Origin of the sequence: Desulfovibrio psychrotolerans (assembly GCF_013340305.1) — a bacterium.
Classification (GTDB): domain Bacteria; phylum Desulfobacterota; class Desulfovibrionia; order Desulfovibrionales; family Desulfovibrionaceae; genus Halodesulfovibrio; species Halodesulfovibrio psychrotolerans.
The window spans coordinates 244,794-260,500 of record NZ_BLVP01000002.1 but is presented as its reverse complement, the minus strand read 5'-3'; the positions used below and the strand labels follow the sequence as shown (position 1 = coordinate 260,500).

Below are 15,707 nucleotides of genomic sequence, written 5' to 3'. Positions count from 1 at the left end.
TGCATGGGGGCCGCGAATGCCACAAGTTGCCGCACGGATAACCAATGATCAGGAAAAGTGGCTAAAGGACTATTTCCGCACCAAGAGCGCCGGTGCGGAGTTCATTCTGCCATGGGCGGTCGACACATTCTTCCGTGCGACCATGCAGATTAAAAGCCTGTTTTCCGCTCCCGAACTGAAAACCATTGTCGAGGCCCACAAAGACACCAAGCTGCTTCCGGAAAACACCCGGCTGGACTATCTGCTGCTGCGCACCCGCGATGCGTGCGAGGTGGGCAATGTCCACGTCAAGCACGGTGCAAGCAAGGCCAGTCTTGAAGCCAAGCTCAGGCGTCTGGATGACACGCAGGCCACCGCCCTTATGGTATGGGCGGCTGCGTTCTGGGTCAGCAAAAACTGCTCGGCGGAAAGTCTGGACGAATACATCAAGCAGTACTAGACCGCCAGCCCGCGCCCTGATTTTCCTTCCCTGCGCCCGAACGGGCGCTGATACGATGTGATGCGCCCAGATATTGCCTGACGAGCTGGCTATCAGCCCCCCCTTCAGACAGGACCGCCGCCGGACCTGCTTCTTCTCTCTGCCTTTCTTCCTGCTATTCCTTAAAAAATCGCAGCCGCAGCGCATTGGACACCACGGAAACAGAACTCAGGGCCATGGCCCCGCCCGCAATCATGGGAGAAAGAGTCGGTCCGTCAAACAATGCATACAACACCCCCATGGCCACGGGAATGCCCAGCACGTTGTATCCGAACGCCCAGAACAGGTTCTGGCGTATATTCGCCACCGTGGCTCGGCTGAGGGCCAGCGCGGTGAGCACACCGCCGAGCGCGCCCTTCATGAGCACTATGTCTCCCGCCTCCACAGCCACGTCTATGCCCGTGCCCATGGCTATTCCCACATCGGCGCGGGCAAGCGCGGGCGCATCGTTTATGCCATCGCCCACCATGCCTACGCCTGCGCTCTTTTCCTGCAAGGCGGCAATGGCGGCATCCTTCTGGTCGGGCATCACACCGGCAATAACCTCATCAATGCCCGCCTCCGCAGCCACAGCACGCGCAGTACGCGCATTGTCACCCGTAAGCATGACAACGGCTATGCCCATGTCTTTCAGCCTGCGCACCACGCCGGGGGCTTCCTGCTTCAATGTGTCCGCAACAGAAAGCAGCGCAGCCACCTTTCCGTCCACGGAAACCAGCAGCGGTGTCCTTCCCATGTTCGCCTGCTCGTCCATACCATCCCGTACGTCTCCGGCGACCCTGCCCTCCGCACCCTGCGCGCTCAGCGTCCCTTCTTCCTGCGGCAAGACAAAGGCTTCATTGCCAATGCGGACCGTCCTGCCGTCCACCACCCCCTGAACGCCCTTTCCCGGAACAGCCTCAAAATCACGCACGGGCATCAGTTCCAACCCCCTCTCGCGGGCGCCCCGCACAACAGCCGCCGCCAGCGGATGCTCGGAAACAGACTCCAGCGATGCCGCCATGCGCAACACAACGCCTCCCGCATCCTCTCCCCCCCCCGGTGCGAACTCGCCAAGCGGTACAACAGCCACAAGCTCCGGCTTGCCGTGGGTGAGCGTGCCTGTCTTGTCAAACACAAGGGTCTTCACCTTGCTTGCCGCCTCAAGTGCGGCCCCGTTCTTGATAAGCACGCCAAGCTGTGCACCGCGCCCCGTGCCCACCATCACGGATGTGGGCGTTGCTAGGCCCATGGCACAGGGGCAGGCTATGACCAGCACAGCAATGAAAATGCGCAATGCAAAAACAGGCTCCGCCCCAGCCAGAAGCCAAGCCAGGCCGGAAACCACGGCCAGTGCCATAACCGTAGGTACAAAATACAGGCTCACCCGGTCCGCCATGTTGGCGATGGGAGCCTTGGAGCCCTGTGCGTCCTGCACCAGCCGGATGATACGGGCCAGCACCGTGTCCGCGCCCACGCGGTCTGCCTGCATGGTCAGTGCGCCGTTCATATTCATGGTGCCACCGGCCACGGTATCCCCCGCTGTCTTGGAAACGGGGAGCGATTCCCCCGTTAGCATGGACTCATCCACGGCGGAACGCCCGTCCGTGATCGTACCGTCCACGGGGATACGCTCGCCCGGCTTCACCAGCAGCAGATCGCCCCGGTGCACTTCTGCAATGGCAATCTCTTTCTGTTCGCCTGCCTGCAGCAGTATGGCAGTGTCGGGTGTCAGCTCCATAAGCCCCCTGATGGCGTCAGAGGTATGCGCCCGCGATCGCGTTTCAAAATATTTGCCCAGCGAAACAAGGGCAATAAGCACGGCCGCCGCCTCAAAATACAGGTCCATGGCCAGCTCCATGTTTCTCGGAGCGTGGGACCCGGCAAGAGCTATCTCTAGCGTGTTCCACAGGCTGTAAACAAAGGCTGCTCCGGTTCCTACGGCAATGAGCGAATCCATGTTCGGGGCCAGTTGCGCCAGATTGCGAAACCCCACACGGTAAAATTCCCTTCCGGACCACATAACGGGGAGCACAAGCGCAAGCTGCACCAGTGCGAACCCTAACGGATTATGGTGCGGAGAGATTGCCTGCGGCAACGGCATCCCCAGCATCTCGCCCATGGTGAGCACCAGCAGCGGCAGCGCAAAGGCAAAGGCGGGAACCAGCCGCGCCTTCATGGCCGCAAGGCGGCCTGCCGTCTCTTTCTGCTGCATCTCCCACATGGAGGCCACATCGCCCGGACCGTGCGTCAGATACTGCGCTTCAAATCCCATCTGGGCCACACGCGCCACAATGGCATCCACCAGTTCACGGTGCACCGTGCCGGGACGGACCCGCACTGTGGCGGTATCCGTGGCAAGACTCACCTCCACGCCATCCACACCATCCATCCCCCCCACCACGCGCTGTATACGTGCGGAGCAGGCTGCGCAGGTCATGCCGCGTATGGCGAAACGCAGAACATCCCCATCCTCCGGATCTTCAGCCCCCTGCGACGCAGGCAGCAGAGCCTCAAACCCTATGGCCCGCACCCGCTCCGCAATGGCTTCCGGCGTCACTGCGTCCGGCAGAAAACGAACGTCCAGCAGTTCGGAGGCCAGATTCACGGAGGCAGCCTCCACTCCCTCCATTCTTCCCACCACCTTCTCTATGCGTCCCGCGCACACCGCGCAGGTCATGCCCCGCACGGGCATCCGCAGCGCTCTGGAAGACACACCCCCGGCAGGCTGCATGGCTGCAACAGGAGTGGCTGAAGGCGTGGAGGAAGCCGCGGAAGAACCTTCCGCTTCAGTGGCGGCATCAGCCGTTTGCGATGGGGAGTGGGGACGGGATGCATCAGTCATGGAATGTCCTCCGATATATTCCTGCGGTGCTGCAAGGTGCTGCAGGGCCTCCGGTTGCTCTCCGCTGCTTGCGTAATCAGTTTGTACGACCTACAATAAGGAATATACGCAACAAGACAACCGCCCGGAGCGTTTACGCGAAAATTCCCGCCAATATGCACTCCGCCGCAGTTGCCGCAACAGACGGAGAACCGCTATGCCCTCCATTAACGTACAAGGCATGACCTGCAACCACTGCAAGGCATCCGTGACAGAGGCTGTCTCCAAGGTTCCTGGAGTTGCCTCCGTGAATGTGGACCTGCTCAAAGGCGAAGCGTCATGGACTGAAAACGCCCCTGTGGACAAGGCCAAAGTCCGTGAAGCCATAATCAACATCGGCTTTGAAGTGCCGGATTAAGGCGCGGCGGGCAGCCGCCCCCACTTGGCACACTGTTCAGCAAAAAAAAGCGAGGGGCCATCCCCTCGCTTTTTTGCATTCTGTAAGCCGCCCGCTATTTGAGCGTCACGGCCAGCCTGTTACCCGCAGGCTGTGCGGCTGTCCATGTCCGCTCGTTGTGCCCGGCTATGTCCATGACAATACGCACACTGTTTTCGTGCTTGGCAACACGCACCCCCGTTATCATGGAATTGGGCTTCACCACGGGGTTAACCAGCTTGCCGAAGTTGCCGGTAATATCCACCACAATACGCTCCGGCTGCTTAAGCCGGAACACCTTGTAGCCAAAGGCACCTGCGGCACGCACCTCCAGCACACCGGCGGCACTGAAGCTCACTGCCTGCAGTTCATTCACCGCCAAAGTCTTTACCTGAGCCTGCGCTGCCGGCGTGGGGTCAGCAGGTTTCACTGCGGGCTTGGGAGCCACCTTCTGTTCAGGCTGCTGCGGTTTGCTTTCCGGCTTCTTTGCCACCACACCCCCTGCGGCTTCTCCTGTACCGGAAGTTGCCGGAACAGCGGGAGACACGGAAGTGCCTGCCCCTCCGGAAATACCGGGGGAGGCAGTTACGGCCCCGTCCTGCGCTGCGGACAAGGCAGCTGATTCGCGCGGCACCTCAGACATACCCGGTGCCTCCTGCCCCATTCCACCTGCCGCGCCCGCAAGGCCTTGAGCCGACAAGGCCGCAGCCGAAGCATTACCGCCCTGCATGCCCCCTTCCGGCACAGCCACCCGCACCCCGGGGGCGTCATCCGGCACTTTCACCACCGGCGACTTCTTCAGGATATCAGAAAAATCAGCACCGCTCTGAGGCGGCTGCGTCGGGCTGAACGCCCACTGGTTGATCACGATCAGAATCATGGCCAGCAACACCACAGAAAGGAGAAGCATGGCGACATTCTTGTTCATTTATTCCTCGTTGCGGCAAAAGGCCGGCACGCTGTCGGCGCATACGGCTTTACAGGTTCTACATATCCAGCTTTATGGGACCACCGCCGCCGCGCTTTTTGCGGATAAACCGCATAAAACGCTCGGAGCATGAAAGCTCAGGATTCAGTTCAAGCGATTTCTTCAGATAGCGCACGGCGCTGCTCTCGTCGCCCAGCTCAAAATAGATCCGCGCCACATTGTGATGGGCGTGATCATCCTCCCCGCTCAGTTCCACTACCTTGAGATGGTGTTTAAGCGCCATCTCAAGCAGGCTGCTCTTGCGCAGGCTGATTCCAAAATCCGTGAACATGTGCTTGTGGCCGGGCACAAGCTCCCGCTCTTCCAAAAGTTTTTCAAATATCCGCAATGCCTTCCGGCTGTCTCCCTGCTTCAGATAGACAAGCCCCATGCCAAAGTCGGCACGCATCTCCCGCTCCTTCTCCTCGGAGGGGCCGTCCAAAGGTGGCCGCTCCCCGGCAGCGGTGGGAGCGGCAAGACCCATCTCCGCTTCGCGGTCCAGAAAATCGAGGTCGTCCAGTGCAATGGTCTGCCTGTGCTCGGAACGTGACACCGCCTGCCCCTTGGCGGGTTCCCGCGCCCCGGCATCGGCATCCTGCGTCCGCGCAAGCGAGGGCACCATACCCGGTTCCGGCGTATACTGAGCCGTAAACTCCTCCCGCGTGATGATACGCTTGGCACCCGCAGGCTCAAGAGCGGCAGAGAGCGGCTGCACCGTCACCGTGCCGGATTCGGCCATCTCGTCCCACACAAGCCAATACCGCTTACGGGTTACTGCGCCTCCGTGGGGCTTCGTGGTGCGGTCGGCTTCCCGCGTGGAGTGCACACCGCGAAAGGTATCTATATCCAAGGCACTGTCTCCGTCCGCGCTACCCGCGCAATGCCCGCCTACACTCTGGGAGAAGGCAGCTTGCCCGTTTTTCTGAGAAAGCTCAGAAACTGCTGGGAGGGCGTAAGTTCCGGGTTTATTTCCAGCGACTTCTCGAGCCACTGCCTGCAATTGTCGTATTTATTCTGTTCATAATACACGCGTGCAATATTGTGATGCAGGTGCTCATCTTCAGGCGCCATCTCCAACGCCTTGAAATAATGCTTCAGCGCCACATCCAAAAGCCGCGTCTTGCGCAACCCGGTGCCGAATTCGCAGAACATGTGCTTGTGCTCCGGCTGCCATGCAATATCACGCTCCGCAATGGAAGAAAAAATCTCCATGGCCTTGCGGGTATTCCCCGCCCTGAAAAACGTCAACCCCATGCCGTAGTCTGCACGGGCCTCGTTTTCAAGCCGTTCCACCTCGCGCAGCCGCATGGCAGCCTGCGCTTCTGCGTTGATACGCCTTTCCGCATCGATATCGCTTTCCGCTCCGGCAACCGGCTCGGGCCGTCCTGCCGCCTGGGGGCGGTCCTCTTCCGGCATAAGCGATATAATCCTGTTCGGATCAACATAAAAATCAGGCTCATGCTTGTAGGAGGCGGCAAACTCCTGCGCTTCCACCTGCCGCGGCGTTCCCACAGGAACCAGATTGCTGGTCAGGGGCTGCACCTTCCATGCACCGCCTCCCGGCATTTCAAAGCAGAACCAGAAGCGCCGCGAAACCACCTTGCGTTTGGTCGTTCCGGACCCTATCCAACTGTTTCCCTTTGTGGAGAAAACTCCACTTCTTCCTTCAAACGTCATACGCCCCCCGCAGACTCGCTCTTCTCATACCCGCGCCCGTAATGCACACAGGCACCCGCTACGCGTCCTGTCCCCTATATCATAGAGTCCGCCGGATGCAAATTCCTCTGTCCGCCGTTCCGGTCTCAGACCACGTCCGGCGTCACATCCCTGCGCCGCCCTGCCAGCCCCTGCCGGCCCATAGCCATTTCCTCCGCCCGTTCCCGCCAAGAACGGCAACGGCGAAGGTAACTGGGCATCTCCGGCTGTCCCCCCGTAACGGACAAGCCGAAGGCAATGCAGCCTCTTTCTCCCTTCTCCCGCTAACCCTCTGGACGGACGTTTCTTTTTCCAGTACGTTCCGGGCATGCATGAAATGGCAATCGCATCCAGCCTCATAGAAATAATCAAAGAAGAGCTTGCAAAGCACGGTGCAACGCGCCTTGTTTCTGCACGCGTATGCCACGGCAAGCTCACCAACATCGTGCCGGAAGCCCTGCGCTTCGCCTTTGAGGTGCAAACGCAGGAAACCTCCATGGCCGGTGCCGAGCTTGAACTGAAAGAAATTTCCGTCACCGTGGCCTGCGGCGGCTGTGGCACCCAGTTCACCCCTGAGCATCCGGACCTGTTCTACATGCCTTGCCCCTCCTGCGGCAGGGAGTTTGCCCATGAGGTGCTTTCCGGCAAGGAAATTTATCTCGACCATCTGGAAGCCGAATAACGGAGTCGCTCCATGGAAATACCTGTTGTACGCAATATTTTCGAAGCCAACGAAAAAGTGGCCGGACAGCTCAGAGACCTCTTCGCCCGGCACTCCATTCTGGTGCTTAACCTCATCAGCTCCCCCGGCGCGGGCAAGACATCGCTGCTGGAGCGCACCCTCACCGACCTGAAAAACGAATTTTCCATGGCCGTCATCGAGGGCGACTGCCAGACAGACAACGATGCCCGCCGCGTAGCCGCCACAGGTGCCAAGGCCGTGCAGATCAACACCGACGGCGGCTGCCACCTGAACAGCGCCATGATCCTTGCCGCCATAGAAAACTTTTCCCTTGCGGAAATCGACATCCTGTTCGTGGAAAACGTGGGCAACCTTGTCTGCCCCGTGGAATTCGACTGCGGAGAAGACCACAAAATTGCCCTGCTCAGCGTGCCGGAAGGCGATGACAAGCCGGAAAAATACCCCGTACTGTTCGAAAAATCCGCCGCCATGGTGCTCAACAAGAGCGACCTGCTGCCCTACGTGGACTTTGACGTGGACCGGGCCAAGCGGTTTGCCACGCACCTGAACAAGGACATGCCCATCTTCCTTACCTCCTGCCGCACCGGCGAAGGGCTGGAGGACTGGTACAACTGGCTGCGCGCCGCCGTGAAGTCCAAAAAACAATAGGCACCTGCCGCCCATGACAGACGCGGTGCCCCCGGAGCCGACCATGCCGCTGCCCGGTCACATCCCCTGCGAAACCGTCATGCAATCCATTGCGGACGGCATTTTCACCGTGGACAGGGACTGGAACGTCACCTTTTTCAACAAGGCGGCTGAGCAGATTACGGGCATTCCGGCATCCGAAGCCATAGGGCGCAAGTGCTGGCAGGTCTTCCGCTCCAGCCTGTGCGACGGCAACTGCGCGCTGGAAGAGTGCATAGAGCAGTCCCTGAACATAAGCGGCAAGTCCATCTTCATTGTCCGGGCAGACGGCACCCGGGTTCCTGTTTCCATAAGCGCCTCTCCCCTGCGCGATGCACGCGGCGAACTCATCGGCGGTGTGGAGACCTTCCGCGACCTCACGGATATCATCATGCTGCGCAAGGAGGTGGAATCCTCCTACACCTTCGAAGACATCATCGGCAAAAGCCCTGCCCTTACCCGCATATTCTCCATACTGCCGCAGATAGCCCAGAGCGACTCCACCGTGCTCATCACCGGCGAAAGCGGAACCGGCAAGGAGCGCATAGCCCACGCCATCCACAATCTGAGCACCCGCGCCGATGCACCTTTTGTGGCCCTTAACTGCGGCGCGCTGCCGGAATCACTTCTGGAATCAGAGCTTTTCGGGTACAAGGCGGGAGCCTTCACTGATGCCAAGCGCGACAAACCCGGCCGCTTCAAGCTCGCACAGGGCGGAACCATCTTTCTGGACGAAATCGGCGACATTCCTCACGCCGTGCAGGTCAAACTGCTGCGGGTGCTGCAGGAACGCACCTACGAACCGCTGGGGGGCGTTGCCCCGGAGCAGACAAACGCCCGCATCATTGCCGCCACCAACGCGGAGCTTGAAGAACGCGTGCGTGAAGGACGGTTCCGGCAGGACCTCTTCTACCGCCTGAACGTCGCCCGGCTGCACCTTCCCCCCTTGCGGGAACGCCTGAGCGACATCCCTCTGCTTACAGACCATTTCATCCGCAAGCTGAACACGCTGCGCGACAAGTCCATACAAGGCGTTTCTGAAGACGTTATGGCCGTGTTCATGCGCCACAATTTTCCCGGCAATGTACGGGAGCTTGAAAACATCATCGAGTTCGCCTTCATTCTCTGCGGCTCCGGCTTCATCCAGCTGGAACACCTGCCGGAATCTCTGCAACCCGCAGCCGGGGAGTTTCACCCCGCGGACAGCACATCAGGCAGACGGGCTATGAAAAATTCCCGGAATCCGGCCTCCCCCGCCCGTCACGCCACCGACTCCGCCCCCGCCGAAACAACAACGGCTCCCCTGCCTCCCATGACCATGGAGCAGGCTAAGTGCCTCGCGGTTAAGGCAGCGCTTAAGCGCAACAAGGGCAAACGTATGGCTGCGTGCCGCGAGCTCGGCATCACCAAAGATACGCTGCGCAACATCCTCCGCCGCTGCCCGGATGCCGAAGAGAGCGCAGAGTGATTCTTCCCGCACCCACCCGCCGCCACCGCCTGCCCCACTGTGGGCACAGGATTCAACCGGCGTCTTAACAGCTCCGTTGCAGCCTCATTTCAGGCTCTTTCCAACCCCTTTCTAAGCTCTGGGCTAATGGCTAACTTTTAGCCCATAGGCACTTCCGGCCATCCAAAACGGGCTAAAAAATAGCCTACTCACACCCTCCCTCGCTACCACGCCTCCCTTCTCTCGTCTCAACATACTGGCATAAAACACTATTCCTATATGGCACGCTATCTGCTTCTCTAGCCACACCGGTCGGGAGCGTCCGCGGCAGCAGGCATAGGGCCTGCGCAACGTTGAACGCAAGACCGCAGGTAGCCATGATTGTCTGTCTCGCCATGTTCAATAACCGACTCGCGGCAGTGTTCGACTCTGCCGACACCTACGCCCTGTATCAAGTGCAGGACATGCAGGTTTGCCATCTGGCTACCCTGCCCATAACCCATCTGGCACCAGCGGAACGCAATGACATTCTGACCCGCCACTGCGTCTCTCTGCTCGTCTGCGGTGCCCTGTGCGGCTGCGACCGGCGCAGCCTGCAACAGACGGGAATGGAGGTTGAGCCATGGGTCTGCGGCACAACAGATGAAATATTGAACGCGCTGTGCCTGAACCAGCTGGAATCTCTGCGCATGCCGGGATGCCGCAACAATGGAAACGGCAGGCGGGATGCCTGCCCCACAGCACGGGGGCAGGACGCGGGCCGGAATGGGAACATTGGAAAAAGTGGAAGCAACGGCCCTGGGCCCGGTTGCCCGCAATCCCATCCCCGCAGACAAAGAATGGCGCAACAAACTGCAACAGAAGGAGCAAAACAATGAAAATAGCCATCAGCGCACAGGGGAGCAGCCTGCAAAGTCCGCTGGACCCGCGATTTGGCCGCGCCGCAGGATTCGTCATAATGGACGGTCAGACAGGCGCGCACGAATACCGTGACAACGCCCAAAACCTCAATCTGCCTCAGGGCGCGGGAATTCAGGCAGCCATGCATGTAAAGGATGCCGGAGTCGAGGCCGTGATAACCGGCCATGTGGGCCCCAAGGCCTTCGCGGCCCTCAGCAAGGGCAATATTACGGTATACTATACAGAGCTCCCCACCGTGGAAGCCGCCTATGCCGCTTTCACGAGAGGCGAGCTTATCCCCGCGCAGGACGCCGACAAGCAGGGCCATTGGTAGCGGATACGCAGGCGGGACTGTACCAATTCACCAACGATAAGGGAGGTACCCATGAACGCAGGAAGACACGGAAACGGCCACGGCAGACGCTTCGAAACAGCGGGCTACGAGCGGGGCAACCAGTGCGGCAAAGGCCGCTATCGCGGCGACCTGACTGAAGACGGGCAGGAAAACCGGCTACGCCGCAACAACAGATTTGGCAGCGATGTTTTGATGGAAAACCCCGCGACGGACGATGCCGCTCCCGCGCAGGCAGCTGGCATGACACGGGGCGGCTTCGGAAGAGGGCTGCGACTGCGCGACGGCAGTTGCCGCAGGCGTGTCGGCACCGCCCCCGAACGGCCCGAAGAATAGACGGCTGCCAACGGTCAACTTCGCAAGGCTGCAACGGCACGGATAACCCGGTCCCCAGCCGACTCCACACGGTTGGGTTACGCAGTGCACGCCTGTCCGCCTGCCTGCGACCGTGCCGACCACAATCCCGGAGCGGGTCCGGCGACTCCTCCCACATGCAGGCCGGCAGGCCGCTCCGGGATATGCAGGGGTAGCATGCCCCAAGAACAAACCCGGCACAAACATTCTATTTGTACAGGATATCGCATGCATATAGCCATAGCCAGCGGCAAGGGCGGAACGGGAAAAACCACCCTCTCCGTCAATCTTGCCGCCCACCTCTCCCGCAGCGGCTTCCCCGTCACACTCGTGGACTGCGACGTGGAAGAACCCAACGCGCACCTCTTCTTCCAACCGCAATGGGCATGGACACGCACCGCCCACGCCCCCGTACCCGCCGTGGACAGTAGCCGCTGCATCGGTGAAACCTGCCGCATATGCGTTACGGAATGCCGGTTCAAAGCCCTTATCTGGATGGGGGAGATCATGGAATTCCCCGAACTGTGCCACGGCTGCGGTCTGTGCATGGAAGCCTGCCCGGCAGGAGCCATAACGGAAAGCACACGGGTCATAGGCACAGTCCAAATGGGTACTGTCCAAATGGATGCTGTTCGGGCGGAATCGATTTCCCCGCAAAACAGCCACACGGCTGACACCCCGGCCCTGCGTCTGCTCACCGGCAGCCTGCGCGTGGGAGAAGCCATGTCACCGCCGCTCATCCGCGAACTCTTTGGACAGCTTGAACAGCTTGATCAGCTTGATATGGGCGTGCATGCAGGACAGGCAGAGCGCATACGCGTATCTGTTCCGCGAAGAAACGAAGAAATCGTGCTGCGCGATTGTCCTCCCGGCACCTCCTGCCCGGTCATCACTTCCATGGATGGTGCCGACTACACCATTCTGGTCACGGAACCCACTCCTTTCGGCCTGCACGACCTGCAACTGGCCGTTGAAACGCTACGCACCCTCAAGCAACCGTTCGGCGTGGTCATTAACCGTAGCGGCATGGGAGACAACCGGGTAGATGAATGGCTCGCAGCACAGGCCATACCCGTGCTGGCCCGCATTCCGCATAGCCAGCAGGCCGCCACCGTCTGTGCAGAAGGACAACTGCTTATAAACGCCCTGCCGCAGATGCGCGATGCGTATGCCGCCCTGTGGGAACGCCTGCATCAGATTGTGACGCAGGGACGGAACACAACGGAAGCGGAAACCACCGGGGAAGCCGCATCCGCCAAAGCTTCCGCACTCTCGACGACCATACATGGCGTCAAAACTAACGCCAGACCTGACACCGAAACTGACACCAAGGCTGCCAGGCATGCTGCGGCACTTCAATCCGCATCGGAGGCGCATCATGCGTGAACTGCTTGTCATCAGCGGCAAGGGCGGCACGGGCAAAACATCCATCACGGCGGGACTTGCCGCCACCGGCCCCGCCAAGGTTGTGGCAGACTGCGATGTAGATGCCGCAGACCTGCATCTTATTGCCCTCCCTCAGGCACAGGGAGTTGTCCCCGGAACAACACAGGCACACCCATTCCACAGTGGCCAGCGGGCTGTTCTGGACCCGGACCAGTGCACACAGTGCGGTATCTGCCATGAAAAATGCCACTTTAACGCCATAACCGAAGATATCCGCCTGCGGCCCGAATACTGCGAGGGATGCGGCATGTGCGCCTATGTCTGTCCGGCAGGGGCCATCCGCATGCAGGAGCGGCTCTGCGGCCAGTGGTTCCGCTCCGAAACCCGCTTCGGCACCATGATTCATGCGGCACTTGGCATAGCGGAAGAAAACTCCGGCAAGCTGGTCACCACCGTGCGCACCGTCTCAGGGGACACGGCACGGGAACAGGGTCTGGATGTTATTCTCACCGATGGCCCGCCCGGCATAGGATGTCCGGTCATCGCTTCCTTGACAAACACGCGCATGGCCCTTTTAGTATCGGAACCAACCCGTTCCGCCCTGCACGATTTGCAACGGATTGTGGAGCTTACCCGGCACTTCCGGGTTCCTGCCGCGCTGCTGCTGAACAAGGCAGACATCCACCCCGCTCTGGCGGACGAAATGCGCGCATGGTGCGCGGAGAACAACCTGCCTGTGGCAGGCGAATTCGGCTGGACAGAAGATTTCACGCAGGCACAGTTGCTGGGGCTTGCGGTTACCGAATACAGACCCGATGCGTGGAAACCCCGGTTTGAGCAGCTATGGGAAACCCTGCTCGCCCGCATGTAACGACAGACAAGACTGCAACCGACAACATCATACTGTGTCCCGGCATGGTCCGCCCGACCCGTACAGTCCGTACAGTCCGCACCCGCCCTGCATCTTCCCGCATACGGAAGAAAGAGCAGCGCCCAAACGGCTGCAGAGCGGCTTCAGAACTGGCTGCAACGCCCGGACAGAACCTGCCCGGCACCAAGCCCCTTCCGTGCCGAAACAGGATCGGAACAGGACCGGAACAGGACCGGCACCGGGCAACGCCCACAGGCAACCGGAACACACACTGCAAGGAGATACCGATCATGAGCGAAAAAGCATGTGGCTGCACAAATTCGGACTGCGCCGGAGGAGATTGCTCGGGAGGAGATTGCTCGGGCGAAACCACCCCGTCCCGTAACGGCGGACAGGGCGGGAACCACGGCGGGTGCGGCAGCGGATGCGGCGGGCATCATCAGGAAATCAGCCCTGAACAGGATCGCATGAACCGCACCCTGCGCCGTGTGAAGCACAAAATCGTCGTCATGTCCGGCAAGGGCGGCGTGGGCAAAAGCACCGTGGCCACCAACATTGCCGTGGGCCTTTCCCTCGCAGGTAAAAAAGTGGGCCTGCTGGATGTAGACGTGCACGGCCCCAGCATCCCCCGCCTGCTCAGTTTGCGCGACGCGAAGGTGCACATAGACGCCAACCATATAGAACCGGTACCGTGGAGCGAAAACCTCTCGGTCATGTCGCTGGGCTTTCTGCTGCCCAATCCCTACCAGCCGGTCATCTGGCGCGGCCCCGTCAAACAGGGCTTCATCCAGCAGTTGCTGGCAGATGTCGCATGGGGAGATCTGGATTACATGATCGTGGACTGCCCGCCCGGCACCGGCGATGAGCCTCTCTCCGTTCTGCAAATGCTGGGAGCGGACGCCAAAGCGGTAATCGTCACCACCCCGCAGGGTGTCGCCGTGGACGATGTCCGCCGTTCCGTCACTTTCGTGGGCGATGTGGGCAACTCCGTGCTCGGCATAGTGGAGAACATGAGCGGCATCGTCTGCTCACAGTGCGGACATGTGGAAAACATCTTCGGCAAGGGCGGCGGCATGCGCCTTGCGCAGGAAACCGGCGTCCGCTTCCTTGGCGAAATCCCTCTGGACCCGGAAGTGGTCCGCTCCGGTGACGAAGGATACTGCTTCCTCAAGGTGCAGACAGACAGCCCCACCGCCAAGGCCATTCAAAAAATTCTCAAGCCCATCCTGCTGCTTCCCGACCCGCAGGACCCGGCACAGGCAGCTGTGGCCGCCCCTGCCGGATTTGCTCCCGCCCCGGCGGAAACGGGGATTGTCAAGGTGGCGGTGCCCCTTGCCAAGGGCCAGCTCACCCAGCACTTCGGACACTGCGAACAGCTTGCGGTGGTAACCGCCAACTTCGACACCAAAGAAATCCTGTCCAGCGAACTGGTCACCCCGCCACCCCATGAACCCAGCGTCATGCCCGCCTTTGTGGAACGGCTCGGCGTGCGGCTGGTCATCGCCGGCGGCATGGGGCAGAAGGCGCAGACCCTGTTCAACGAGAAGAACATCACCGTCATCTGCGGTGCCCGTTCCGACAACGGAACAGGCATTGGCCCCTCAGAGGTTGTCAGCCGCTACATGCAGGGCACCCTCCCGGCGGGAGCCAATACCTGCGACCATTAATCCCGCCTGTCCGGACAAAACACAAAGCCCCTGCGGAACCGGTATTCCGCAGGGGCGTAATGCATATCATGGTCTCTCCGCCCGGCGGGGCATCAAAGAAAAACGCCCAGCAGCACACCGGCAAACAGCGCCACGGAAATATAGCCGTTCAGGGTAAAGAACGCCATGTTCACCCGGCTCATATCCTCTGCGGAAATAATGGAGTGCTCCCAGTACAGCACGCCGGAAACAGCAGCCCACACAAGATAATAGGGCCAAGAAAGCCCTGCCGCCCACCCGCCCATGAGAAACATCACAGACGTGACCACATGGCAGAACGAGGAGATGATAAGCGCCGCCGGAATGCCGAAGCGCACCGGCACGGAATGCAATCCGGCGGAAGCGTCAAACTCCGTATCCTGACACGAGTAAATGATATCGAATCCGGCCACCCAGAATACAATCCCCCAGAAAAAGAGCACGGCGGGCACGGTGAACTGAGGGTCCACCGCAATCCACCCCGCAAGGGGTGAAAGCCCAAGCACTCCGCCAAGCCAGAAATGGCAGATCCACGTAAACCGCTTGAGCAGGCTGTACACGGCAGATACGGCCAGGGCCACGGGGGCAAGGGCAAGGCTCAACGGGTTGAGTCCCCAGCAGGCGAGCACAAACACCGTTGCCATCACACATATGAAGGCCCACGTCTGCGCGGGCGATATCTCGCCCGTCACCAGCGGTCGCTGCTGCGTGCGCGGGTTGCGGGAATCAAAGGGCAGGTCCACCACACGGTTGAAAGCCATGGCAAATGACCGCACGCCCACCATGGCAACGGTGAGCAGAAGAAGAGGCAGCAATCCGGGCCAGCCCCCTGCGGCAATAAACGCGCCCAGATAGGCGAACGGCAGGGCAAACACCGAGTGTTCTATCTTGATCATGCGGCACACCGCACCAAAATTTGCAAAGGGATTCATGACGCTCCGGAAAAAAAGCTACAGGTTACACG

At 60.4% G+C, this 15,707-nt stretch carries 16 protein-coding genes; 11 read left to right on the top strand and 5 right to left on the bottom strand.

The window, feature by feature from the left end; all coding sequences use genetic code 11:
• The first annotated feature begins 16 nt into the window (after positions 1–16).
• On the top strand, positions 17–439 hold the full coding sequence (locus tag HUV26_RS04005; protein ID WP_174408811.1) for a hypothetical protein: 423 nt from the start codon (positions 17–19) through the stop codon (positions 437–439).
• A 154-nt stretch (positions 440–593) separates the two neighbouring features.
• Here the strand turns inward: HUV26_RS04005 and HUV26_RS04000 are convergent, their stop codons facing one another.
• Positions 594–3,191, bottom strand: a complete 2,598-nt coding sequence (locus HUV26_RS04000; protein WP_174408897.1) for a heavy metal translocating P-type ATPase — start codon at positions 3,189–3,191, stop codon at positions 594–596.
• Positions 3,192–3,498: 307 nt separating this feature from the next.
• Here HUV26_RS04000 and HUV26_RS03995 point away from each other — a divergent pair, with 307 nt between their 5' ends.
• Entirely contained in the window at positions 3,499–3,699 is a 201-nt protein-coding gene (locus tag HUV26_RS03995; RefSeq protein ID WP_174408810.1) for a heavy-metal-associated domain-containing protein, read from the top strand.
• A 94-nt stretch (positions 3,700–3,793) separates the two neighbouring features.
• Here the strand turns inward: HUV26_RS03995 and HUV26_RS03990 are convergent, their stop codons facing one another.
• From HUV26_RS03990 to HUV26_RS03980, 3 genes are read right to left on the bottom strand one after another with little or no spacing between them, the layout of a single operon-like run.
• Positions 3,794–4,645: an AMIN domain-containing protein gene (locus HUV26_RS03990; protein ID WP_174408809.1), complete on the bottom strand. Its 852-nt coding sequence runs from the start codon at positions 4,643–4,645 to the stop codon at positions 3,794–3,796.
• A gap of 58 nt (positions 4,646–4,703) precedes the next feature.
• Positions 4,704–5,534, bottom strand: coding sequence for a tetratricopeptide repeat protein (locus HUV26_RS03985; RefSeq protein WP_174408808.1), 831 nt, complete (start codon positions 5,532–5,534; stop codon positions 4,704–4,706).
• Between the two features lie 38 nt (positions 5,535–5,572).
• Positions 5,573–6,361, bottom strand: coding sequence for a tetratricopeptide repeat protein (locus tag HUV26_RS03980; RefSeq protein WP_174408807.1), 789 nt, complete (start codon positions 6,359–6,361; stop codon positions 5,573–5,575).
• Between the two features lie 355 nt (positions 6,362–6,716).
• Between HUV26_RS03980 and HUV26_RS03975 the strand changes: the two genes are divergently transcribed.
• The 9 genes from HUV26_RS03975 (at position 6,717) to HUV26_RS03935 (ending at position 14,725) form a co-directional block, all read left to right on the top strand.
• Positions 6,717–7,061 (top strand): hydrogenase maturation nickel metallochaperone HypA/HybF, encoded by a 345-nt coding sequence (locus HUV26_RS03975; RefSeq protein WP_308483145.1) that lies wholly within the window; start codon positions 6,717–6,719, stop codon positions 7,059–7,061.
• Positions 7,062–7,073: 12 nt separating this feature from the next.
• Positions 7,074–7,730: a hydrogenase nickel incorporation protein HypB gene (hypB, locus tag HUV26_RS03970; RefSeq protein ID WP_174408805.1), complete on the top strand. Its 657-nt coding sequence runs from the start codon at positions 7,074–7,076 to the stop codon at positions 7,728–7,730.
• A gap of 43 nt (positions 7,731–7,773) precedes the next feature.
• On the top strand, positions 7,774–9,216 hold the full coding sequence (locus HUV26_RS03965) for a sigma-54 interaction domain-containing protein (RefSeq protein WP_174408804.1): 1,443 nt from the start codon (positions 7,774–7,776) through the stop codon (positions 9,214–9,216).
• A gap of 356 nt (positions 9,217–9,572) precedes the next feature.
• Complete coding sequence (locus HUV26_RS03960; RefSeq protein ID WP_174408803.1) at positions 9,573–10,073, top strand: hypothetical protein; 501 nt, start codon at positions 9,573–9,575, stop codon at positions 10,071–10,073.
• Positions 10,070–10,429: a NifB/NifX family molybdenum-iron cluster-binding protein gene (locus HUV26_RS03955; protein ID WP_174408802.1), complete on the top strand. Its 360-nt coding sequence runs from the start codon at positions 10,070–10,072 to the stop codon at positions 10,427–10,429. The genes HUV26_RS03960 and HUV26_RS03955 overlap by 4 nt, the downstream gene beginning before the upstream one ends.
• A 51-nt stretch (positions 10,430–10,480) precedes the next feature.
• Positions 10,481–10,783 (top strand): hypothetical protein, encoded by a 303-nt coding sequence (locus HUV26_RS03950; protein ID WP_174408801.1) that lies wholly within the window; start codon positions 10,481–10,483, stop codon positions 10,781–10,783.
• 246 nt (positions 10,784–11,029) lie between these two features.
• A complete protein-coding gene (locus HUV26_RS03945) occupies positions 11,030–12,187 on the top strand; it encodes a nucleotide-binding protein (RefSeq protein ID WP_174408800.1) in 1,158 nt (385 codons plus the stop codon).
• On the top strand, positions 12,180–13,058 hold the full coding sequence (locus tag HUV26_RS03940) for an ATP-binding protein (protein ID WP_174408799.1): 879 nt from the start codon (positions 12,180–12,182) through the stop codon (positions 13,056–13,058). The genes HUV26_RS03945 and HUV26_RS03940 overlap by 8 nt, the downstream gene beginning before the upstream one ends.
• 290 nt (positions 13,059–13,348) lie before the next feature.
• The gene (locus HUV26_RS03935; RefSeq protein ID WP_174408798.1) at positions 13,349–14,725 is read left to right on the top strand and encodes an iron-sulfur cluster carrier protein MrpORP; all 1,377 of its coding nucleotides are present in this window, start codon (positions 13,349–13,351) and stop codon (positions 14,723–14,725) included.
• A 92-nt stretch (positions 14,726–14,817) separates the two neighbouring features.
• Here the strand turns inward: HUV26_RS03935 and HUV26_RS03930 are convergent, their stop codons facing one another.
• Entirely contained in the window at positions 14,818–15,675 is an 858-nt protein-coding gene (locus HUV26_RS03930; protein WP_174408797.1) for a 4-hydroxybenzoate octaprenyltransferase, read from the bottom strand.
• Positions 15,676–15,707 lie beyond the last annotated feature (32 nt).